This window comes from Streptomyces sp. NPDC054866 (assembly GCF_053610745.1).
Genome location: NZ_JBSGZA010000002.1, coordinates 621,314 through 642,176, shown reverse-complemented (window position 1 = coordinate 642,176; position 20,863 = coordinate 621,314). Strand labels below are relative to the sequence as shown.

24 protein-coding genes and 1 pseudogene are annotated in these 20,863 nt (G+C 68.9%); 6 read left to right on the top strand and 19 right to left on the bottom strand.

The genetic code is table 11. The annotated features are described in order from the left end of the window. Positions 1 to 50: 50 nt before the first annotated feature. From ACWGI2_RS11650 to ACWGI2_RS11605, 10 genes and pseudogenes are all read right to left on the bottom strand, one after another. Complete coding sequence (locus tag ACWGI2_RS11650; RefSeq protein ID WP_453695044.1) at positions 51 to 455, bottom strand: hypothetical protein; 405 nt, start codon at positions 453 to 455, stop codon at positions 51 to 53. Beyond that, complete coding sequence (locus tag ACWGI2_RS11645; RefSeq protein WP_453695043.1) at positions 452 to 1,117, bottom strand: DUF6907 domain-containing protein; 666 nt, start codon at positions 1,115 to 1,117, stop codon at positions 452 to 454. Before ACWGI2_RS11645 ends, ACWGI2_RS11650 begins: the two co-directional genes overlap by 4 nt. A gap of 18 nt (positions 1,118 to 1,135) precedes the next feature. Continuing rightward, positions 1,136 to 1,600 carry a hypothetical protein gene (locus ACWGI2_RS11640; RefSeq protein ID WP_453695042.1) on the bottom strand — a complete coding sequence of 155 codons (465 nt, stop codon included), beginning with the start codon at positions 1,598 to 1,600 and terminating at the stop codon, positions 1,136 to 1,138. A gap of 218 nt (positions 1,601 to 1,818) precedes the next feature. Then, a complete protein-coding gene (locus ACWGI2_RS11635) occupies positions 1,819 to 2,175 on the bottom strand; it encodes a hypothetical protein (protein ID WP_453695041.1) in 357 nt (118 codons plus the stop codon). A gap of 150 nt (positions 2,176 to 2,325) precedes the next feature. Beyond that, complete coding sequence (locus tag ACWGI2_RS11630; protein WP_453695040.1) at positions 2,326 to 3,945, bottom strand: DNA methyltransferase; 1,620 nt, start codon at positions 3,943 to 3,945, stop codon at positions 2,326 to 2,328. A gap of 147 nt (positions 3,946 to 4,092) precedes the next feature. After that, positions 4,093 to 4,305: a hypothetical protein gene (locus tag ACWGI2_RS11625; protein ID WP_453695039.1), complete on the bottom strand. Its 213-nt coding sequence runs from the start codon at positions 4,303 to 4,305 to the stop codon at positions 4,093 to 4,095. A 310-nt stretch (positions 4,306 to 4,615) separates the two neighbouring features. Continuing rightward, positions 4,616 to 5,008 (bottom strand): UTRA domain-containing protein, encoded by a 393-nt coding sequence (locus tag ACWGI2_RS11620; protein WP_453695038.1) that lies wholly within the window; start codon positions 5,006 to 5,008, stop codon positions 4,616 to 4,618. Positions 5,009 to 5,089: 81 nt separating this feature from the next. Next, positions 5,090 to 5,233, bottom strand: a pseudogene (locus ACWGI2_RS11615) (tyrosine--tRNA ligase); the annotation flags it as partial. Between the two features lie 137 nt (positions 5,234 to 5,370). Continuing rightward, positions 5,371 to 5,787, bottom strand: a complete 417-nt coding sequence (locus ACWGI2_RS11610; protein ID WP_453695037.1) for a PIN domain-containing protein — start codon at positions 5,785 to 5,787, stop codon at positions 5,371 to 5,373. Next, positions 5,788 to 6,015 (bottom strand): type II toxin-antitoxin system VapB family antitoxin, encoded by a 228-nt coding sequence (locus ACWGI2_RS11605; protein WP_365499096.1) that lies wholly within the window; start codon positions 6,013 to 6,015, stop codon positions 5,788 to 5,790. 313 nt (positions 6,016 to 6,328) lie between these two features. On the opposite strand from ACWGI2_RS11605, the gene ACWGI2_RS11600 reads away from it, so the two are divergent. After that, positions 6,329 to 7,195, top strand: coding sequence for a hypothetical protein (locus tag ACWGI2_RS11600; RefSeq protein ID WP_453695036.1), 867 nt, complete (start codon positions 6,329 to 6,331; stop codon positions 7,193 to 7,195). 285 nt (positions 7,196 to 7,480) lie between these two features. Here ACWGI2_RS11600 and ACWGI2_RS11595 read toward each other — a convergent pair whose 3' ends face one another. Together ACWGI2_RS11595 and ACWGI2_RS11590 are read right to left on the bottom strand one after the other, a co-directional pair. Further along, complete coding sequence (locus ACWGI2_RS11595; protein ID WP_453695035.1) at positions 7,481 to 8,449, bottom strand: glutaminase; 969 nt, start codon at positions 8,447 to 8,449, stop codon at positions 7,481 to 7,483. A 10-nt stretch (positions 8,450 to 8,459) separates the two neighbouring features. Further along, entirely contained in the window at positions 8,460 to 9,245 is a 786-nt protein-coding gene (locus tag ACWGI2_RS11590) for a YqeB family protein (protein WP_453695034.1), read from the bottom strand. A gap of 168 nt (positions 9,246 to 9,413) precedes the next feature. Between ACWGI2_RS11590 and ACWGI2_RS11585 the strand changes: the two genes are divergently transcribed. Further along, complete coding sequence (locus tag ACWGI2_RS11585; protein ID WP_453695033.1) at positions 9,414 to 10,430, top strand: aminoglycoside phosphotransferase family protein; 1,017 nt, start codon at positions 9,414 to 9,416, stop codon at positions 10,428 to 10,430. Here ACWGI2_RS11585 and ACWGI2_RS11580 read toward each other — a convergent pair. The 3 genes from ACWGI2_RS11580 to ACWGI2_RS11570 form a co-directional block, all read right to left on the bottom strand. After that, positions 10,403 to 11,173 (bottom strand): SAM-dependent methyltransferase, encoded by a 771-nt coding sequence (locus ACWGI2_RS11580; protein WP_453695032.1) that lies wholly within the window; start codon positions 11,171 to 11,173, stop codon positions 10,403 to 10,405. The genes ACWGI2_RS11585 and ACWGI2_RS11580 overlap by 28 nt on opposite strands. Positions 11,174 to 11,192: 19 nt before the next feature. Beyond that, complete coding sequence (locus ACWGI2_RS11575; protein WP_453695031.1) at positions 11,193 to 11,720, bottom strand: AAA family ATPase; 528 nt, start codon at positions 11,718 to 11,720, stop codon at positions 11,193 to 11,195. 69 nt (positions 11,721 to 11,789) lie between these two features. After that, positions 11,790 to 12,338, bottom strand: coding sequence for a DoxX family protein (locus tag ACWGI2_RS11570; RefSeq protein WP_453395261.1), 549 nt, complete (start codon positions 12,336 to 12,338; stop codon positions 11,790 to 11,792). A gap of 171 nt (positions 12,339 to 12,509) precedes the next feature. Between ACWGI2_RS11570 and ACWGI2_RS11565 the strand changes: the two genes are divergently transcribed. Next, on the top strand, positions 12,510 to 12,833 hold the full coding sequence (locus ACWGI2_RS11565; RefSeq protein WP_453695030.1) for a nuclear transport factor 2 family protein: 324 nt from the start codon (positions 12,510 to 12,512) through the stop codon (positions 12,831 to 12,833). A 44-nt stretch (positions 12,834 to 12,877) separates the two neighbouring features. Here the strand turns inward: ACWGI2_RS11565 and ACWGI2_RS11560 are convergent, their stop codons facing one another. From ACWGI2_RS11560 to ACWGI2_RS11550, 3 genes are all read right to left on the bottom strand, one after another. Continuing rightward, a complete protein-coding gene (locus ACWGI2_RS11560) occupies positions 12,878 to 13,771 on the bottom strand; it encodes a PhzF family phenazine biosynthesis protein (protein WP_453695029.1) in 894 nt (297 codons plus the stop codon). A 118-nt stretch (positions 13,772 to 13,889) separates the two neighbouring features. Beyond that, positions 13,890 to 14,354, bottom strand: coding sequence for a lamin tail domain-containing protein (locus ACWGI2_RS11555; protein WP_453395258.1), 465 nt, complete (start codon positions 14,352 to 14,354; stop codon positions 13,890 to 13,892). A gap of 163 nt (positions 14,355 to 14,517) precedes the next feature. Next, complete coding sequence (locus ACWGI2_RS11550; RefSeq protein ID WP_453695028.1) at positions 14,518 to 15,381, bottom strand: SDR family oxidoreductase; 864 nt, start codon at positions 15,379 to 15,381, stop codon at positions 14,518 to 14,520. Between the two features lie 134 nt (positions 15,382 to 15,515). Here ACWGI2_RS11550 and ACWGI2_RS11545 point away from each other — a divergent pair, with 134 nt between their 5' ends. After that, on the top strand, positions 15,516 to 17,150 hold the full coding sequence (locus ACWGI2_RS11545) for an alkaline phosphatase D family protein (RefSeq protein WP_453695027.1): 1,635 nt from the start codon (positions 15,516 to 15,518) through the stop codon (positions 17,148 to 17,150). Between the two features lie 48 nt (positions 17,151 to 17,198). On the opposite strand, the gene ACWGI2_RS11540 is transcribed toward ACWGI2_RS11545, so the two are convergent. Next, positions 17,199 to 18,200 carry a Gfo/Idh/MocA family protein gene (locus ACWGI2_RS11540; protein ID WP_453695026.1) on the bottom strand — a complete coding sequence of 334 codons (1,002 nt, stop codon included), beginning with the start codon at positions 18,198 to 18,200 and terminating at the stop codon, positions 17,199 to 17,201. A gap of 117 nt (positions 18,201 to 18,317) precedes the next feature. Between ACWGI2_RS11540 and ACWGI2_RS11535 the strand changes: the two genes are divergently transcribed. Next, on the top strand, positions 18,318 to 19,664 hold the full coding sequence (locus ACWGI2_RS11535) for a Bcr/CflA family multidrug efflux MFS transporter (RefSeq protein ID WP_453695025.1): 1,347 nt from the start codon (positions 18,318 to 18,320) through the stop codon (positions 19,662 to 19,664). Then, entirely contained in the window at positions 19,619 to 20,788 is a 1,170-nt protein-coding gene (locus ACWGI2_RS11530) for a serine hydrolase domain-containing protein (RefSeq protein WP_453695731.1), read from the top strand. The genes ACWGI2_RS11535 and ACWGI2_RS11530 overlap by 46 nt, the downstream gene beginning before the upstream one ends. Positions 20,789 to 20,863: the final 75 nt, after the last annotated feature.

Genomic DNA, 20,863 nt, shown 5'->3' with positions numbered 1-20,863 from the left:
CCTGGCCTTCATGGTGGGTGACTCAATGGCTCAGGCCGCTGCCTGCCCCCTCAGCCATGAGAGCGGCTCCGGCGGGGTCCCGCCTTTCGGAACTCGGCACCGTCGTGGGCGGTCAGTTCCCGTTGTGCCTCGTGGATCTCCGCCAGCAGATGTTTCACCCGGTCTTCCAGGCAGGGGCCGGCGGTTTCCCTGGGGACGGTGACCCAGACCGGCCCGCCTTGCCGCGTATCGCCGACGGCGTGACCGAAGAAGCCCTTTCCGTCGCGTGGGTGTTGCACGATCCGCACGCCGCAGTAGCCGACGAGCTCCTGCAGGGTTGCGACGGCTTCCGGGCGGGCGTACGCGCGCCCCTGCGCGATGAACTCATTGAGGCAGGCTCGCAGTCGGTCGGCCTCGTCGAAGGTCATCTCCACGTGGTGCCGCTTCTGGGTGGTGCCGATGGTGAGGTCGATCAAAGGGAGCGGGGCATGCGGCATGTGCTCCATGACGAGGTCGAGCGTCTCTGCCTCCCGCCCGTATTTCGTGTGCACCACCGATGGAGTGCCAACTCCATGCTGTCCTCCTCCGTGGCATGGAACTGGTCGGCCAGGAGCCCGGTCACGCTGTGCTCCTCCTGGTCCCGGTACTGGCACCAGGGCGGACAGGGGGCGACGAGCTCAAGTGGATGAGTGGCGGCCGGGTAGAGGTCGACGGCTTCGGCAGCACCGCCCAGGATGACGGCCTCGAACCGGTGCCGCAGCCCTCGGAGCCGCAGAGCGAAGTTCTCCAGGCCGGTGATGAACGACCCCAGGGCAGCGAGGTCCAGTTCAGCCGTACCGTCGACGGCCGAGAGCCATAGACGGGGCTGCTCGCCGCGCGCTTCCTCGTCGTGCCCGAGGCCGATCTGCACGGACAGCAAGGGGACTTCGAGGCTCGGACTCATCTCTGCAGGGGCAGGCAGACGCACCGGGGCGCTGACATGACTCCCCACTGCCTCCGCGTGCGCCTCGCGGGCGCACCAGGCGGGGCACTCGTGCTCGGCCGGGCGTCCTTCACCGTGGTTCCTGCTGCCCCGCTCGATCTGGTGCCCTTGTGGTGCGGACCGTCTGTGTGCGGCATCGGTAGACGGCCGTACCAACCGGCCTCCAGCGCTGATTCAGAGATGTTGCTTGGCTGACCTGATGAGTCGTCTGATTTCGACGCGGGTCCGTACCCTGCCGTCTTCGAGTTGGATTCTGCTCTCTGCCCTAGCAAGAGCGTTGACCTCATCGAGTACGGAATCCGCGGCATGGCTCAGCGTCTCGTCGTCCGTGAGTATCTGCACCTTGAAAAGTGCCTCTTGAGTACTGGAGCGCAGGGCAAATCCGCGGTTCCGCACAGCCTCAGGGTCCTCAGACGGCGGTGGTTCGTGCTCGCAGAACCAGAGGTGTATCAAGCAGCGGCGAAGGTTGATCAGCATGCTGCCGTAGGCGGAGTATGCATCGAGTCGTTCTTGCCGGAGCCTCTCACCACGGGTGAGCTGATGGCTTCTGTCGGTGCCGCGCTGCTGAAACGCGAGGGTGATTCCCGCGCCGAGCAGGGTACCCAGAACAGCTATGGCACTTGCGATGATGGTTGCCATGCCCCAAGCGGAGCACGTTTCGTCGGCTTGCAAGCCCAACTCGGCTACGCCCAACACGCTTTCCAACTGTGGTGGCGGTCCCGGGGGCCCCGAACAAGGCCGTTCACCTGAGTTCACAGACGGCCGGTCGCCTGGGCAGCTACCGCCTCCGGTCCCGTCTGAACGGTCGTGAACGGCGCTGAATGAGACGGAGACTGAGACGGAAGCGTGCCCCGCCTTCAGGGCCTGAGCTGGTTCTGCTGAGGGTCGAAGCAGACCAGCCCCATTGAGTCCGCGAGGGTCGCCGCGTAACTGGAGGTCTCCTCAGCCATGCTCCAGCGCATCGGGAAGTAGACGAGCGGGCCGCGTGCCTCTCCGATCAATGGCCCCGTCGACCAGGGAGAGGCGTCCTCTTCATCCTCGGTCAGGTCACACCACCGCTCCAGGAGGGCGGCCACGTAGGCCGCTATGCGTTTGGTCGGTGGATGCTCCGCATCTGTGTCGACGTAGCGCTCATAGAGGCCGGTAAACGCTCGCGCAGCCGCCTTGCCGTCCGCAGGGCGCTCGCCCTCCCACACGGCCAAGTCGTAGCTCATGCCCGGAGGCTCTCACGCTGCACTGACAGGCGGGCCTCGCTGGTGATCTAGGGCTACGGTCCCTGAACGTCCGTGATTGTTCGCGTCAGTACGCCGTCGTTGTAGCGCAGTTAGACGCTAAGTTGCGCGCGGGGCATCAGCCTCAGCCGTCTACCCTGACGCCCCATCTGACGTTGCGGCTTGATCGCTCCTGATGAGTTCGGCGGCCGTCGGCCGGGCACTTCGCGGGCGTGACTGCGGTAGCGGGAGCTCGGTTACGGAGGCAACCTGCGGCGTAAACGGACTCCATCGCTCCGTATCTGGCTCCAGTAACTCCCTTACTGTCACAAGCTGTATGTCAAGCCTGCGGTGCCAACGAACGCGCGCTACTTCCTCTTTAGCCCCCTTGGTGAAGCTAAAGGCTACGATATAGCCCCTATCTTTACCGGCGCGATCCATTGCTGTCTCGAAATTGTCAACCACATTTCGGCCGACGCGCTCAGATTGTTTGACTTGGATCGGGTCGTTGACCATGAAGGAGTACCCATCAATGCCCATGTCGCCCGATTTTCTAGGCGCATGGGTGCCCCAGAGTTTCTGAATTACCCAATTCTGGAACTCGAATGGCTTGAGCTTCTTTAGGTCCTCTTCTGTTATCGGCAGCCCGATGATCTTAGGTGCACATTGCCCCCGCGACACCTTCCGAAGGCGATTAGCCATTATGTTGACCGCTGTGGGGCTGATGTCTATTCCGATCCACTCCCTGTTTAGCTGCTCCGCCACCGATACGGTGGTACCGCAGCCGCAGAAGGGATCAAGTACTACTTGGCCGGGATTGCTGCTTGCGGCGATAATCCTGCGAAGGAGGTCCTCAGGCTTTTGGGTTGGGTACCCCAACCTCTCTCGGTCGCGCGTCGACAGCCACCTTACATCGGCATCGATTCCATCCTGCGTGCCAAATACAGTGCCTTCGCTGTAAGGCTGGTAGGCCCAGATGTCGGGGGCTGGGGTTCCGTCCTCGGGCGTTATGTAGTGCTGATAGATCGGCCAGGCGGCGCCTGGCTCGATCCTAATGAGTCCCAGTTCATATAGCCTGTCCAGCTTCTCGTGCTGATTCAACTGGGATAAATCTTCATCTATTTCATCGAGTAGCGCTCGGGGGATTGCCCAGTGGCGTCCTTTGGCCGTCGGGTCGATGCCTCGCCATGGCTGCCCCGATAACCCACCCCTCCTGCCGCTGCCAGTCAGAACATTGCCGTAGTAGTTAGTGCGCCATCCTTGCGCGTCTTTGGCGAAGTACTCCTTGACATGGCCGAGCATATAGGGGCGCTTGGGGCGATTCCAGACGTAGTCTCCACTCTTGGTGTAGAAGAGGATTACATCGTGAATGGGGGCGAAACGCCGACTCTTCCCGTGCGCGCCAGTTCGGCGCCATATGATTTCGTTGCGAAAATTTCCTTCTCCGAAGAGTTCGTCGGCCATTACTTTCAGGTAGTGGCTCGCGTGTGGGTCGCAATGCAGATAGAGCGATCCTGTGGGTCGCAATACCCGATGAAGCGCACGTACGCGGTCGCGCATCCAGGTTATGTAGACCTGCATCCCGCCGTCCCAGCGATCCTCGAAGGATCGAACTTCTGCCTCATCCCCCCAGATGACCTCATAATTCCGGTTTGAAAAGAATGGTGGATCCAGGTATATAAGGTCGATGCTTTCGTCTGGAATCTGTGTTAGCTGTCGCAGGTTGTCTTCGCAGTAAAGGACGCCAGTATCTGCGGGCACGGTTTTCTTCATAGTGAAGCTCCCCCCGGAAGTGGCTGACGAGCCGACTGGCTTCAAGGTGCCGTTCAGGCAGGCTCCTGGGCATGCAGAGGCTCAGGTTGCTCTACAAGTTTGCTTAGAGTTGAGCGAAAGCGAAAGAGGATCGACAGAAATGGAGTTTCAAGTTCCAATTTTCCTGGGCAGGGCTTGGTTGGTGATGAGTTGAGAGAGGCGTAAGGGGTTAGCGCGTCGGCTGTGGCCGCCCCACCGCACGGGGCGCCGACGGGTTCCGGCGGATTCCACCAGCGTTTCGCGCACGTAGTCGAGGGGTGTGATGTCTTCGGTCCAAACGATGCCGTCCTCATCCTTGATGACGTCGGGGTAGCTTTTCATTCAGTTCCCTCCCAAAGCCTTGGCGTAGGTGCTTCCCGTGGTGGAGCCGCGTCACTGAACTTCTTGAACCTGGTCACCAAGCGGGTGACCTGCCTCTCCGAACCTGCAGGTCACGGGCCCCAAGGAAGCCCGATGCCTGGCAAGTTGAAGAAGCTCACTCATGGGGTCAGGCATATCGGAGGTGCCTGCGGCGTCACGACCATTCAGAGTCGGCTTCGCCGACGGGCTGCAACCCCGGGGTGTTGCAGCTGCTCGTGTCCTGCCTGCGACGCTCGCCGTAGCCATGGGTGGACGTCGTCCGCGAGTTCCTTCAAACCGGACAGGGCAAGGGCGCTGAAACCATGACATGCGCGAGCCGCCCGGCGAGGACCACGACCGCGGTCCAAGAGGCTGCCTGGAGGTACTCCGCATCGGTGTCGTTGGGCGCCTTGAAGCGGTAGAGAAAGTCTGAGTCAACTGGGCTGTCTATTACAGCCTGAAGGAACAGTTCCAGGTCGTCGCCGGGGAGATGGAACTCCTCCAGTGAGAGCGGCTTCTCTGCGGCCGTCAGTGTCACGCGGATGATGTGTAGGAGTGGGACGCCTTCGGGGAGGCGCAGGGCCTGGGCCTGGTCTGGGAGCGGTATGCGCGTGCGGATGTACTCCGTGAAGTGGAGCTCGTGGTCCAGCTCGGTGAGTGCCGCGTAGAGCTCCGGGGCTGGCAAGGGGTGCACTCCGTGGCCACCTTTGTTGAGCCACTCGCCGTTGAAGCGGCCAGCGGTACGTTCGCAGCTGTTGAACGGCGTGACCTGTGCCTGGTAGCCGGAGAGTTTGGCCGCGATGGCGGCGTTAGTGGGCGGCGGGTGCTCGCAGGAGCGGCCGGACGGGTCACTAATCTTCGCGGTGACGTCGCCGATGATGAAGGCGACGTGGTGGCACCTGCGCTGGATCCGGCTCGGGATGAGGATCGGTACCGAGTGGCCCGAGGCGCAGGTCGGGCGAGGTCGGGTAGATGTCGTACTTCACGACGAACGGCCGGCCTGCGGCCTGCGCGGATTAGCTTTCGGCCAGAGTAGGGACCACCTGCTTAGTCGGCTGTTCCGGGTTCCACCACCCATTGGCAGCGCTGCCCGGTGATGCCGGCGATCATGTCGTAGTCGGCGTCGTGGTGGAGCACGATGGCGTTGTTGTGCTCGGCGGTCGCGGCGACGAGCAAGTCGGGGAGGGACAATGCCCGGTGGAATCCGCGTTGGATCGCGGCGCGCTGCACCTCAAGGGCGCGGTCGAAGACCCAGTCGTCGCAGTAGAGGTAGTCGAAACCGCGGAGCCATTCGGCCACGGTGGAGGCTTCGCTCTTTCCGCGAATGCTGTACATGAGCTCGTATTCGACGGCAGGGCAGATCGCCAGCAAGCCGCGCTCATGGAGAGGGTCGAGCGCGGCGGCGACCGGGGGACGGCCCCAGCGGGCAAGAGCGGACTTGTCGACCAGGAACGGGACGCTCACTCAGGCAGCCTTCGTGTCCTTGGCGGAGTCGGGCACCTTCGTCTCCTCAACGATCTCGCTGAAGTCGAGCTCGCCGGATTTGACGGCGTCGATGAACTGCTGGCGAAGGTGGCGCTTGACGGCGTCCTCCACAGCGGCACGTACCGCAGCGGCCTTGGTCTTCGTGCCGTAGATCTCCTTGGCCTGGGTGACCATTTCGTCGTCCAGGTCGATCATGGTTCGAGCCATCAGGGCTCCTCTCGCCCACTAAAACGACACCAAATCATAACATGAAATGGTGTCGTTTTGAGCAGCCGCTCCGCCTGGCGTGCAGCCCGACTCGTCTGCCGCTTCCCTTCCTTCCCTCTTCGGGGCTTCTCCCCTCTGGCCGCAAATTTTGGGGCTAAACGTCCCCGGAAGTGCCTGTTTTGCGACCAATGCGCATGACATCCGTTACATCCCCTATGGGGTTCTTTGATGTGAGATCCGTAACTTCGTAGATGTCGCCGCAATCGAGCGGACAACACACATCCTGGAACCGACCCGAGAGGGCCCCCTCATCATGCGTACCGCCCGCACCCTGCGCACCACCGCCATCGCCGTCGTCGCCACCGCAGGCATCAGCCTCGGAGCCGCGTCCGGGGCCATGGCGGCCACCGGGCCGCAGGCGCCGGCCGGTGTGAGTGTCAGTGCCGAGTCCGTCGCGTTCTCCAAGGCCAAGAAGCCGAAGAAGGCCAAGACGGTCAAGCTGCGCGACGGCTCCACCGCCAAGGTCTACAAGCTCGGCAAGAACAAGGCCAAGGCCGTCATCCTCGGCCCCAAGGGCGGCACTCTCATCGCCAACGGCAAGAACGCCTACGCCAACCACAACGGTCTGCACATCAAGCTCACCCCCGGCGGCTCGCTCACCTCCTGGATGGACAAGGCCAAGCCGAAGCCGAACCCGAAGCCGAGCCCGAACAAGCGGGTCCTCGTCGCATCGCCGACCCTTGCCGACGGTTCCACCGCGAAGGTCTACAAGCTGTCCGCCAGCCACTACCAGGCCGACTTCTTCGGCGCCGGTGCCAAGCTCGGCTCCCTCGACGCGAACGGGCGTGCCGCCTACGGGCAGAACAACGGCCTGCACGTCGCGCTCCAGCCCGACGGCCAGCTCAGGTCCTGGCTCGACGACGCCGGACAGGGCGCACCGGACCCGCAGCCCACCCCGGACGACGAGGTCCAGCCCGACCCGCAGCCCACCCCGGACCCCGATGACGTACGGCCGGACCCGCAGCCCCAGCCCGACTCGGACACTTCCGCCGACACGGTGAAGCCCAACGAGCAGAAGCCCAAGCCGGACATCGACCCGGTCAAGCCCCACATCGACCCGGTCAAGCCCGGCACCGATGCCGTCCCGGCCCCCGCCCCCGCTCCCCTCCCGGCCGCCTGACCCAGGGCCGGCCGGGCTCTGCGAGGAAAAGATCATGCCCAACCGCGTCCGCCTGAGGGCCCTCGCGATCGTGGTCGCAGCGCTTGCCGCCGTCGCTCTGCCGACGGCGGCGGCGTTCGCCGACACCGACACGGCCGGACTCCCTCCCCGGCCCCCTGACGCCCCGCACCTCACCCCGCGCGAGTCGATCCAGCCCGCCGCCCACATCGTCGGCGAGATCGCCCTGAAGGGCGTCGAGCGCGCGTCAGGGCAGTCAGGGCAGTCGGGGCAGTCAGGGCAGTCGGGTCAGAACACCGATAGGCCCGTCAGTGTCGTGAAACGGTCGAGCGCCACCACTCCCGACACCGAGTTGCCCCGCTCGTCCAGGCCCGGGCTCCAGACGCAGAGCGTGCAGTGGCCGGGGACGACGGCGATGATGCCGCCGCCCACGCCGCTCTTGCCGGGCAGCCCCACGCGGTAGGCGAAGTCGCCCGCCGCGTCGTACGTCCCGCAGGTCAGCATGATCGCGTTGACCTGCTTGGCCTGGCTGCGGCTGAGCAGGCGGGTGCCGTCGGCGCGGATGCCGTGGCGGGCGAGGAAGCCGGTGGCCAGGGCGAGGTCGGCGCACGAGGCCTCTACGGAGCACTGGCGGAAGTACTGGTTCAGGAGCACCGGCACCGGGTTGCCGATGTTTCCGTACGACGCCATGAAGTGGCCGAGCGCGGCGTTGCGGTCCCCGTGCGCGGACTCGGAGGCGGCGACGGCTTCGTTGATGGCGAGCCGGTCGTTGCCGCTCTCGGCGCGCAGGAAGCCGAGGAGGGCGCCCGCCGCGTCTCCCGTCTGCGTCTGGAGGCGGTCGGTGACGACGAGCGCGCCCGCGTTGATGAAGGGATTGCGCGGGATGCCGTTCTCGTACTCCAGCTGCACGAGCGAGTTGAAGGGGTTGCCGGAAGGCTCGCGGCCCACGTGGTCCCACAGGGCGTCGCCCTCGCGTGCCAGGTCGAGCGCGAGGGTGAACACCTTGGTGATGGACTGCGCGGAGAACGGCTGCCGCCAGTCGCCCACCCCGTACACCGTGCCGTCCGGCTCCGCGACGGCCATGCCGAACCTGCGCGGGTCGCACGCGGCGAGCGCCGGAATGTAGTCGGCGGGCCTGCCGCGCCCCGGCGTCTCCTCGATCTCGGCCGCGATGCGGTCGAGGACCGGCTGATAGGTCTGGCGCGAAGTCGAGGGGGTCGGTGGGATCGGTGGGGTCGGCGAGGTCATGATCGCCATTTTGCACCCCTCAGTCCCGGGCGGCGCCGCCCCTCTCGTCCGCCCCGTCCCTCTCGTCCGCCTCGTCCGTCGCGGTCGCCCCGTCCGCCAGCGCGCGCCAGTACTGGTCCTTGCCCTCGTCCCGTACGACGTACCCCAGACCCTGCACCGTCTCGGCGAGGTCCCGGACGTCCTCCGCGGCCTTGTTCTTCAAGGCGGCCTTCCGTGCCGCGAGGACCGCGTGCGCCTCGGCGGGCAGGCCGGGAACGCCGGGGATCCAGCGGTGGAACAGGGCCGCGTGCGGGTCGGCGTCCCGCCACGGGTAGCCGTGCGAGCGGAACGCCTTGGCCAGGGCCGGAGCCGCCGTCTTGTGGACGCCACGCGTGAACTCGCGTGACGACTCGTCCAGGACCACCAGTTCCTTGCCGTCCAGGAACACTGCCGAGACGCGGGCGCGTTCGATGCTCCGCTTCCGTTCGTGCAGGTCGGCCACCAACTCCTGGTCGGTCAGCGTCAGTTTGAGGGTCTCGTCGTAGTCCGTGCCCGCGAGGAGCAGTCCGACGACCAGGCCGACGCCCACCGCGATCGCCGTATGCCACGGCCTGTCCAGCGAGCCGACGAGCGCGATGCCGTCCCGCCGGGGCAGCACCGGCAGATCACTCAGCCACCGGGCGAGGGGCGGCAGGGCGATGCCGAGCAGGAGACCGAGGATCGGCATGCCGATGAGTACGGTCAGCAGGTCACCGCGCGGGTAACCGAGGACCGTCGTCCGGTCCTTGCGGAGCGGGACGGGGCCGAGGCTCTCTTCGCTGGTCATGGCCTCGACGCTAGGCGAGCGGGTACCCGCGGGGGAGCGGCCGAAAGTCGATGGGCGGCAGACTTCGGTCGGTATCGCGGGCGCCGCGGGCCGGCCGCCGGGGCCGTACAAATGCGTTGCCGTATAAATGCGTTGCCGTCGCCCTCGGCCCCTCTTACTGTGCCGATCATGCTGCCCCCTGTGGACACCGACGAACAATGGGACGTCGTCGTCCCCGACGAGGCCGTCATGCGGCCCGGAGCCGAGGACCTCTGCGGCAGGCTGGGCCTCGCCGGGGCGCCGCTCCACCGGTTCAAAGAGGGGTCGCAGCCCGTGTACGCAGTCGGGGACGATCTCGTGCTCAAGCTCTTCCCCGGCGCCGCAGCCGACGACGCCCTGGCCGAGGCACGGGTGTTGAGCCATCTTGAGGGCCGGCTGCCCGTCCCCACACCGCGGGTGCGGGCGTCCGGGTCGTACGAGAACGGCTGGCGGTACGTACTGATGTCCCGGCTGCCCGGCGAAGACCTCGCCTCCGCCTGGCCGCGCATTCCGCGCGCCGACCGGGAGCGCCTGGTCACCGAGGCCGGAGAGGCGCTCGCCGCGCTGCACGCCCTGGATCCCGGGCCGCTCGCGGATGTGCTCGGGCCCGGCGACTGGGGAGCCTTCCTCGGCAGGCAGCGCGCCGGGGTCGTCGCGCGGCAGCGGAAATGCGGGCTCCCGGAGAGCTGGCTGGAGCAGATCCCCGGCTTCCTGGACGCGGTGCCGCTGCCGACCGACGCCCCGCGCGTCCTCCTGCACACCGAGTTCATGCGCCAGCATCTGCTGGTCGGCTCCATCGGCTCCATCGGCTCCATCGGCTCCGGCGGTTCTGGCGGATCCGGCGGTGGGGCAGGGCGGCTCCGGCTCACCGGGCTCTTCGACTTCGAGCCCGCCATGATCGGGGACAGGGCGTACGACTTCGTGGGCGTCGGCCTCTTCGTCACGCGCGCGGAGCCGGGCCTCCTGGGCCGCTTCATGCGGGCGTACGGCCGCACCTTCGAGCCGCGCGAACTCCTCGCCCACACCCTGCTGCACGTCTACAGCAACCTGCCCTGGTACCTGCGCGAGCTGCCGGACCCGCCGGAGCTGACGCTCGACGCGCTGGCCCAGGCGTGGTTCGACACCGGGTACGACCGCCCTCAGCCCACCGGCATCAAGGTCAGATAGGCCAGACCGAGCACCTGGCGGTAGCCCCGCAGCCAGGTGTCGCGCTGGCGGTCCGTCTTCGCGCGGGTCTCGGCGGCCAGCGGATGGCCGGGGTGCGTGGCAAGCCACTCCTCCACGTCGGCGCGGTAGCCGGACTCGAACTCCTCCCACTCCTCCGCGCTCGCTGTCTCCACCCACACGGGGCGGAAGCCCGCGGCGATCGCCGCGTCCACGAGGTCGCCCAGGAAGAGGTGTTCGCCGGTGTGGGCACCCGGCCACATCGCGGCGAGTTCGTCGGAGGTGGGGGTGCGCTGCCAGAAACCCTCGCCGAGTACGACGCGGCCGCCGGGGGTGACGAGGCGGCGCAGTTCGCGCAGGGCCGCTTCGGTGTGGCCGGGCGGTTCGGCGGAGCTGAGCGCCTGACTCGCGCCCAGGCACAGGACGAGGTCGGCGGGGCCGCGGGCGGTGTCCGTCGCCGACTCCTCGACGAAGGAGACGCGCTCGGCCAGACCGCGCTCCTTGGCGGCGGCGCGGCCCCTGGCCAGGTCCTCGGCCGACAGATCGACGCCCACGCCGGTTGCGTCCGGGGCGGCTTCGAGGACGCGGAGCAGCAACTCGCCCCAGCCGCAGCCGAGATCGAGGACGGAGCCGGTGCCCGGTGCGACGCGCTCGACGAGACGGGTGGCCCGCGCCTCGGAGAGCGGGCCGTGGAAGGTGAGACGGGTGAGGCGGGGCGGCAGGTTCTGCACGGTGGTCTCGGTCATGAGCGAGGACGCTATCCGGTCAACTCCCCTCCCCACCAGCCACTTTCGCCGCGATGCGCCGTGCGACCTCGTCCGGCGCAGTGTCCGTCGTATCGATCACCTCGCCCGCCCGCCGCAGCCATGGCAGTGCCTCCTGGTAGGGGACGACATGGTCGAGGCGCCACGGAATGATCGCCGGGATGTCGGCCTCGATGCGCCGGATCAGCGTCCCGGGATCGGCGTGCAGCACGAAATGGCGTACGGGAACGCCGAGTTGGCCGAGGCCCTCGCGCAGCTCCGTCCAGTACTCCTCCACGAGCACCGTCTGCGGGATGACCAACGTCCCGCCCGTGTACGTGAGCAACTGGCGCGCCGTCTCGACGACGAGGGCCCGCCACGGCGGCCACTGCTGGAAGTCGGCCTCCTCCTGGAGGGGGCCGAGGACGTGATGCAGCATGTAGCCGACCTCTTCGGCGTCGAAGAGCCGGGCGGCCGGGAGCAGGCCGACCAGTTCCTCGGACGTGGTCGTCTTGCCCGCGCCGTAACTTCCGTTGATCCAGACAATCACGGGGGTCAGGCAACCACGTACGCCGTCAAGTGGCCGTCAGACCGCCGTCAAGCGGTCGTCAGGCGGCGGTCAGGCGCCGTCCTCCGGCTCCGACGCGCTCTCCTGCGCCCGTACGTTCTTCGTCCGCGAGCCCACCGAGACGAGCACCCCGAGCGCCGTGCCCGCAAGGGCCGCGGGCACCATCCAGTTGCGGTTGAAGGAGTGGCCGAGCGCGTCGTCGAGGGAGTAGGCGCCGGGGCCCGCGACGGCCAGGGTGGCGGCCACCATGCCGAGGAACGCCGGGTACTCGTAGCCGCCCGCCTGGCTGAAGAAGCCGTTGGGGGCGTGCACCGCCGTCGCCCCGGCCATGGCGCCGGCCGCCGCGGAACCGGCGGCGGGGGTCGCGAGGCCGAGCGCGAGCAGCGTGCCGCCGCCCGCCTCGGCGAGCCCGGCGACGACGGCGTTCGCCTTGCCGGGCGCGAAGCCGATGGACTCCATGAAGGCGCCGGTGCCCTCGATGCCGTGGCCGCCGAACCAGCCGAAGAGCTTCTGGGTGCCGTGGGCGACGAGGACGCCGCCGGTGGTGACACGGAGCAGCAGAAGGCCCAGGTCGCGTCGGTCGAAGCAGGAACGGGTCATGGCGCTGTCTCCTGGAGTGGGGAGGGGCGGTGGGTGCCGGTCGGGGCCTGTGGGGGCCCGTGGCTGTCACCCCCACCGTCCGTCAGAGCCTCGCCGCGCACCCCGCTCAATCGGCCGTACGAGTGACTGCGTCCGGTGGCGGGACGCGGCTGCCGGTGTGACCGTGGGCGCATGAGCATTCAGGTAAACCGCCTCGCCGACCCGACGGTCCGGGCCTTCGTCACCGCCGTGAACTCCAACGACCAGGCCGCTTTCCAGGCCGTCCTCACACCCGACGCGACCATGTCCGACGACGGCTCCGACCGGGACGTCGCCGAGTGGACGGAGCGCGAGGTCTTCTCCTCGAACGGCCACATGGACGTGGAGAACGAGTCGGACGGCGGGCGCGTGCTGATCGTCACGTACCGCAACGACACGTGGGGGGAGATGCGGACGAAGTGGCGGTTCACCGTCGAGGACGGGAAGGTCTCCCGTTTCGAGACGGGCCAGGCCTGAGGCCGGTTCGAGACCGGCCAGCCTGACGGGGAGCAGCCCCGGCCCTACCCCTCGATCCGCACCGCCGCCCCACTCACCCGTACCCTCGCGTCCCCTTCCCGCAGGCTCACCGTGAGCAGTCCGGGGCGTCCCATGTCCGCGCCCTGGTGAAGGGTGAGCTCCGACTCCGCAGGGACCAGGGCCAGTTCGCGTGCGTACGCGCCGAACGCGGCGGCCGCCGCGCCCGTCGCGGGGTCCTCCACGACGCCGCCCACCGGGAACGGGTCGCGCGCGTGGAAGGTCAAGTCCGACTCCCGCCACACCAGTTGGACGGTGGTCAGATCCAGGCGGCGCATCAGGGTCGCGAGGCGTTCGAAGTCGTACGACAGGTCGGCGAGGCGTTCGCGGGTCGCGGCGGCCAGGATCAGATGGCGGGCGCCCGCGTAGGCGATGCGGGGCGGCAGGGATGCGTCCAGGTCCTCCGCGGGCCAGCCGAGCGCGGCCAGGGCCTCGGTCAGGTCGGCCGCCGCGACCTGGTCCACGTGCGGCTCGACGCTGGTGAGCGTGGCCCGCAGGGTGCCGTCCACGTCGGTCACGGTCACCGGTACCGTGCCCGCCCGCGTGGAGAAGACGAAGTCGCCCGCGCCGTCGCCCCGTTCGGCCAGTGCGACCGCCGCCGCCACCGTCGCGTGCCCGCAGAAGGAGACCTCGGCCCGCGGGCTGAAGTAGCGCACGTCGAAGGCGCGGCCCGCGTCGGCGGAACCGGAAGCCGGGCTCACCGGGACCAGGAACGCCGATTCGCTGTACCCCACCTCCGCCGCGATCCCCAGCATCGCCGCATCGTCGAGACCGGCGGCGTCGAGCACGATCCCGGCGGGGTTGCCGCCCGCCGGGTCGGTCGCGAACGCGGTGTAGCGCAGCACGTCGGGAGAGGTGGCGTCGGCTGAGTTCGTCGTCATGTCGCAGGGCAACCGTTCCGCGGCCCCGGCCATTCCCGCGGCCCCCCGGCGCGGGTCCCCGCCGGCCGCCACGGAGCGGCTGCCCTGCCCCCTCCCCTTCACAGTGGCATGTGAGCCGTCAGTGGCAGCTCTTGTAGCCGGGGTTGCTGTTCGTCCAGGAGCAGGAGTCCTTGAGCGAGCCGCTCGGCTTGATGAGGCGGGCCTTGTCGCTGGTGTTGTTCCAGACGTACGAGCCGCGGCCCCAGTAGCGGACGCCGGAGGCGTTGGTGCCCTTGCCCGTGCGGACCTTGACGGTCTTGCCGGCGCCGATCTTGTAGCTGCCGAAGGTGTACGTGTAGCCGGTGTTGTCCTTCAGCTTGTAGCCCTTGAGCTGGATCGCCGAGCCGGAGTTGTTGTGGATGTTCACCCACTCCGCGTTCAGCGAGGAGTTGGACCGGGTGTCGCTGCCCGGGCTGTCGAACTGGATGTACCCGAGGTGCAGTCCGCCCTGGTGGGCGGCCGCGGTCGCGGGGGTCGCGGCGAGCAGAGGGGCCGCGAGTGCGGCCGCGGCGAGGACGGCCGGGGCAGCGGAACGTATGCGCAAGGTGTGCTCCGAGTGTGCTCTGAATGTGGAGTTCTCGTGGAGGGCACGCTGAGCATACGGGGTGTGATGCGCGTAATTGTCGTGGTGCTTCCTATTCCGTTTGTGAAGATGTGGGCCGACCGTGAGGGCGGGGTCACGGTCGGCCACGAGGGGGCGGCGGTGGCTAACCCCGCCCGATGAAGGGCATGTTCGTCGCGAGCACCGTCGCGAACTGCACGTTCGCCTCCAGCGGCAGCTCCGCCATGTGGCGCACCGTCCGCGCCACGTCCGACACGTCCATCACCGGCTCGGGTGCCAGTTCCCCGTTGGCCTGGAGGATCCCGGTCTGCATCCGCTCGGTCATGTCCGTCGCCGCGTTGCCGATGTCGATCTGGCCGCAGGCGATCCGGTAGGGGCGGCCGTCCAGGGAGAGGGACTTCGTCAGGCCGGTCAGCGCGTGCTTCGTCGCCGTGTACGCGATGGAGCGCGGACGGGGGACCTGGGCCGAGATGGAGCCGTTGTTGATGATCCGGCCGCCCTGCGGGTCCTGCTCCTTCATCTGCCGGAAGGCGGCCTGCGCGCACAGGAAAGCGCCGTTGAGGTTCGTGTCGACGACGTGCCGCCACGCGTCGTACTCCAGTTCGTCGACCGGCACACCGCCGGGGCCGAACGTACCGGCGTTGTTGAAGAGGAGGTCGAGCCGGCCGAAGCGGTCGCGCACGGCCGAGAAGAGCGCGGCCACGTCCTCGGGCCGCGAGACGTCGGTGCGCACGCACAGGGCGTCGGTCTCGGCCGGGGCGTTCACCTCGGTGGATTCCTCGGCGTGCGGGACGGGCCGCACCGCGGCGCCCTCCGACACCCCCGCCGCGATCGCCGCCGTCTCCTCCAGCGTCTCCTTACGGCGCCCCGCGAGCGCCACGGACCATCCGGCCCGCAGCAGTTCCACCGCCACGGACCTGCCGATTCCGGAGCCCGCGCCGGTCACCACGGCGATCCTCGCTTGCCCGCTCGGATGCCCGTCCGGATGCCCAGTTAGCTCTGCGTTCATGGCCCCGCAGCGTACGGGAGTGGCGTCCATATGGTCATCATCCGCCCGCCATGCGGGTGTTGTGTACGCGACAGTCGCGCGTCGTCCCCCACCACTTGCATGCCCGTGACACCAAATCGTCAGGGGAGGGCCACATGACACCCGCAGGCCAGCAGGACACAGCCGAAATCCGAGCCGCCGCGAGCCGCTTGGGCCGCCGTCGTTTCCTCAGCGTCACCGGCGCCGCGGCCGCGCTCGCCTTCGCCACCAACCTGCCGACGGCGGGCGCGGCGAGCGCCGCCGAGATGGACGCGCGGAAGATCGCCGACAACCCGTTCACGCTCGGCGTGGCGTCCGGCGACCCGCAGCCCGGCTCCGTGCTGCTCTGGACCCGCCTCGCCCCAGCCCCGTACGAACCGGGCAACGGCCTGCCGAACATGCGCGTCGTCGTCCAGTGGGAGGTCGCCCACGACGCCGCGTTCCGGCGCGTCGCCAGAAGCGGCGTGGCCATCGCCCACCCCGAGTTCAACCACACCGTGCACGTCGAGGTGGACTTCCTCGAGGCAGGGCGTGCGTACTACTTCCGCTTCAAGACCGGCACATGGATCAGCGAGACGGGCCGCACCCGCACCGCCCCCGCGGCGGGCAGCAAGGTGAGCTCCCTGACGCTGGCCGCGGTGTCCTGCCAGGCCTACCACGACGGTTACTACAACGCGTACAAACACCTGGCCCAGGACGACGTCGACGTCGTCTTCCACCTCGGCGACTACCTCTACGAGTACGCGGTGAACTCGACCGGCGGCGCCCGCAACTACACCGACCGCACGCTGCCCGCCCTCTTCAACCGCGAGACGCAGACGCTTCAGGACTACCGCCTGCGGTACGCCCTCTACAAGACCGACCCGGATCTGCGCGCCGCGCACGCCGCGCACCCCTTCGTCGTCACCTGGGACGACCACGAGACCGAGAACAACTACGCGGACGACCTCGACGAGAACGGCAACCCGCCCGCCGAGTTCCTGGTGCGCCGCGCCGCCGCCTACCGCGCGTATTGGGAGAACCTGCCGCTGCGCAGCCCCCAGCAGCCCGTGGGCCCGGACCTGCAGCTCTACCGCCGCCTGCAGTGGGGCAACCTCGCGCAGTTCGACATCCTGGACACCCGGCAGTACCGCTCCGACCAGGCCTACGGCGACGGCCAGGACATCCCGGGCCCGGAGTCCAAGGACCCCAAGCGCACCATCACCGGGGCCACCCAGGAGCGCTGGCTCATCGACGGCTGGCGGAACTCCTCGGCCGTGTGGAACGTCATGCCGCAGCAGGTCAACTTCTCCCAGCGCAAGCTGGACCTCAACGCGGTGGCGAAGGTCAGCATGGACGCCTGGGACGGCTACCCCGCCTCCCGCGACCGTGTCCTCGCGGGCGCGGCGTCGGCCGGCATCGAGAACCTGATGGTGCTCACGGGCGACGTGCACGTCGGGTACGCCTACGACATCAAGGCCGACTTCGACGACCAGGCGTCCAAGACGGTCGGTACGGAGATCGTCGCCACGTCCATCGCGAGCGGCAAGGACGGCGCCGACAAGCCCGTGAACTGGGACACCTACACCAAGGCCAACCCGCACATGAAGTTCTACAACGGGCGGCGCGGGTACGTGAGGGTCGGCCTCGGGCAGGAATCCGCGCGCGCCGACTTCAAGACCGTCTCCGCGGTGACGACGCCCGGGGCGCCGATCACCACGGCCGCGTCCTTCGTGACGGAAGCGGGGAACCCGGGGCTCAAACCCGCCTGACCCGCCTGACCCGGATGTTCGGCGGGGCCGTCGGCCCGCGGGGTGCGCTCACTCGCCCGGGTAGCGCACCCCGATCCGCTCCCGCACCGCGTCCAGGGTCCGCATCACCGCGAGGGTGCCGTCCAGGGGGACGAGGGGGGACTCGGTGTCGCCAGCGCGCAGGCGGTGCATGACCTCGGCGGCCTCGTGCTTGAGGCTGTCGCGGGGGCCGTACTCGGGGGAGGCGGTGAACTCCTCGGGGTCGTGGCCTTCGCGGTGCAGCACGAAGCGGTCCGGGAAGAAGAACCCGTTCGAGACGTCTATGCGGCCCCGCGAACCGGTGACGGAGGCGGTGACGGGGGTGCCCGCGTTGATGGAGCAGTGCAACACGGCGTGAGCACCGCTCTCGTAAGAGAGCAGCATTCCCGTCTGGAGATCAACGCCCTCATCCGAGAGCGTTGCTCTCGCGCTCACCCCCGAAGGCTCCCCGAGCAGCAACTGCGCGAACGACACCGGGTACACGCCCAGATCGAGCAGCGAGCCGCCACCCTGCGCCGGGTCACGGAGCCGGTGCGCCGGAGGGAAGGGTCCCGCGAGCCCGAAGTCGGCCTGCACGGTCCGCACCTCACCGATCGCCCCGTCGTCGACCAGCGCCTTCATCCGCCGGATCAGCGGGTGGCAGTACATCCACATGGCCTCCATCAGGAAGAGGCCCCGCCGCCGGGCGAGCGTCACCAGCTCCCGCGCCTCGCGCGCGTTCAGCGTGAACGCCTTCTCGCACAGCACCGCGCGCCCCGCGTCCAGGCACAGCCCCGCCGCCGCCCGGTGCGAGGCGTGCGGCGTCGCCACGTACACGACGTCGACGTCCTCGTCCTCGGCGAGCGCGCCCCACCCCCCGTACGCGCGCGGTATCCCGAACCGCTCGGCGAACGCCTTCGCCGACGCGTCGGTCCGCGAGGCCACGGCGACGACCTCCGCGTCCGGCATGTCGAGGAGGTTCGCCGTGAACGACGCGGCGATCCCGCCCGTCGCGAGGATGCCCCAGCGCACGGGTTCACGGTTGTCTTCCACCACTGGGGCCCCTGTTCGTACGGCCGGAGTACCGCGGAGTCCCGCGGAAATGGTCTCAACCAGCACAGCTGAGCTGAGAGCATAGGTAATCGCACGCCTAATCGGGAGGGAATCCGCATGCCGGAGCACGGCAGCCGCACCACGAGTGGGCCCGAAGGCCCCCTCGTACGGCAGTCCCGGACGGTGGAGAAGGTCCCGGCGAAGGCCCCGGCCCCCGCGGCCCCCGCCCGCACCGCCCAGCGCCGCACCGGCCTCCTCGTCACCCTCGTGCTCGGCGGCCTCACCGCGGTGCCGCCGCTCTCCATGGACATGTACCTCCCGGCGCTCCCGGAGGTCACCCGCTCGCTGCACACGTCCGCCGCGACCGCGCAGCTGACCCTCACCGCCTGCCTCACCGGCATGGCGCTCGGGCAGCTCGTCGTCGGGCCGATGAGCGACAAGTGGGGGCGGCGCAGGCCGCTGCTCATCGGGCTCCTCATCTACATACTCGCCACCGCGATCTGCGCGTTCGCGCCCACCGCCGAACTCCTCATCGCCTTCCGCCTGTTGCAGGGCCTCGCGGGCGCCGCGGGCATAGTCATCGCCCGCGCCGTCGTCCGTGACCTCTACGACGGCGTGGAGATGGCCCGCTTCTTCTCCACCCTCATGCTGATCTCCGGGGTCGCCCCGATCATCGCGCCCCTCATCGGCGGCCAGGTCCTGCGCATCACCGACTGGCGCGGCATCTTCGCCGTCCTCACGGTCGTCGGCATCGCCCTGACGGCGGTGGTCTGGCGGCGCCTGCCCGAGACGCTCGCCCCCGAGAACCGGCACAGCGGCGGCACCGCCGAGGCGCTGCGCACCATGAAGTCGCTCCTCGCCGACCGCGTCTTCACCGGGTACATGCTCGCGGGCGGCTTCGCGTTCGCCGCCCTGTTCGCGTACGTCTCCGCGTCGCCGTTCGTCGTCCAGGAGATCTACGGGGCGTCCCCGCAGACCTTCAGCCTGCTCTTCGGCATGAACTCCATCGGCCTGATCACCGTCGGCCAGATCAACGGCAAGATCCTCGTCGGCCGGGTCAGCCTCGACAAGGTGCTCGCCTTCGGCCTGAGCGTCATCGTCCTCGCCGCGGGCGCGCTGCTCCTCATGACGTCGGGCGTCTTCGGTGACGTCGGTCTGTTCCCCGTTGCGGCCGGGCTCTTCGTCCTGATGTCGGCGATGGGGCTCGGTACACCCAACACCAACGCCCTCGCCCTGATGCGCACCCCGCACGCCGCGGGCTCCGCGTCGGCGCTGCTCGGCACGTCCTCGTTCCTCGTCGGCGCGATCGCGTCCCCGCTCGTGGGCATCGCCGGCGAGGCCACGGCCGTGCCGATGGCCCTCGTCCAGCTCGTCTGCGGTCTTGCGGCCATCGGCTGCTTCTTGGGACTGTGCCGCCCCTGGCAGCACTCGGCCAGGCCGAATCGGGAGGGGAAGGACCACTGACCGCGCCACGCCTCCTGCGCGCCGGGACGCCGGACCGCGCGGGGCTCGACACGGATGAGATGGCCCACCTCGTACGCGAGGTGCGCGCGCTGACGCGCGGCGAGCGGCCCTGGTGCGCGGGCGCCGTCGTGCTCGCCGGACGCGGCCCGGTGATCGCCGTCCATGAGGCGGTGGGCCGTGCGGTGCGCTATGCCGCGTACGACCCGGAGAAGGACGCGGGCGTCGAACTGCCGCCCGCGGAACAGGTGTTGACCCGCACGGGAACCCCCTTCGACCTGGCCTCGCTCACCAAGCTGTTCACCACGGTCGCCGCGATGCAGCAGCTTGAGCGCGGCACGCTCGGCATCGACGCGCTGGTCTCCGCGTACGTTCCCGAGTTCACGGCGGCCGCCGAGCACGGCATCACGGTGCGCCAGCTGCTCACGCACACCTCCGGTCTGCGCCCCGAACTCCCGCTGTACGACTGCTCGGACGGGGCCGCGCGTCTCGCCGCCCTGCGCGCGGAGGCGCCGTCGAGCCAGCCGGGCGACCACCTCTACTCCGACCTGAACATGCTGCTCCTCCAGCACGTCCTGGAGCGCCTCACGCGCCGCCCGCTCGACGCGCTCATCCGGGAGGGCATCACTCGGCCCCTCGGCATGGCGGCCACCGGCTTCGGGCCGCGTCCCGACGCCGCCGCCACCGAGGACCAGCGCAGGCCCTGGGCGAAGGTGGATCGGGGGATGCTGCGGGGCGAGGTGCACGACGAGAACGCCTGGGCGCTCGGTGGCGTCGCGGGCCACGCCGGGCTCTTCTCCACCGCGCGCGACCTCGCGGTGTTCTGCCGGGCGCTGCTGTGCGGCGGCTCGTACGGTACGGCGCGGATCCTCGGCCCGGATTTCGTCGAGCTGATGCTGACGCCGCCGGGGCTCGGCTTCGGCCTTGACCAGGCGTGGTTCATGGGGGAGCTCGCGGGGCGGGGGGCGGCGGGGCACACGGGGTTCACCGGGACGTCCTTGGTCATCGACCCTGCCACGGACACGTTCCTGATCCTTCTGGCGAACACGGTGCATCCAGCGCGGCGGCCCGCCGACAGCGGACCCCGGGCTCGGGCGGCTACGCGGCTGGCCCGCGGGGCGCGCTGAGCGGTGCTCTACCTGCGGGCCGTCGGTCACCTGCGGGCCGGTGGGGGTTTCTCGCGCAGTTCCCCGCGCCCCTTA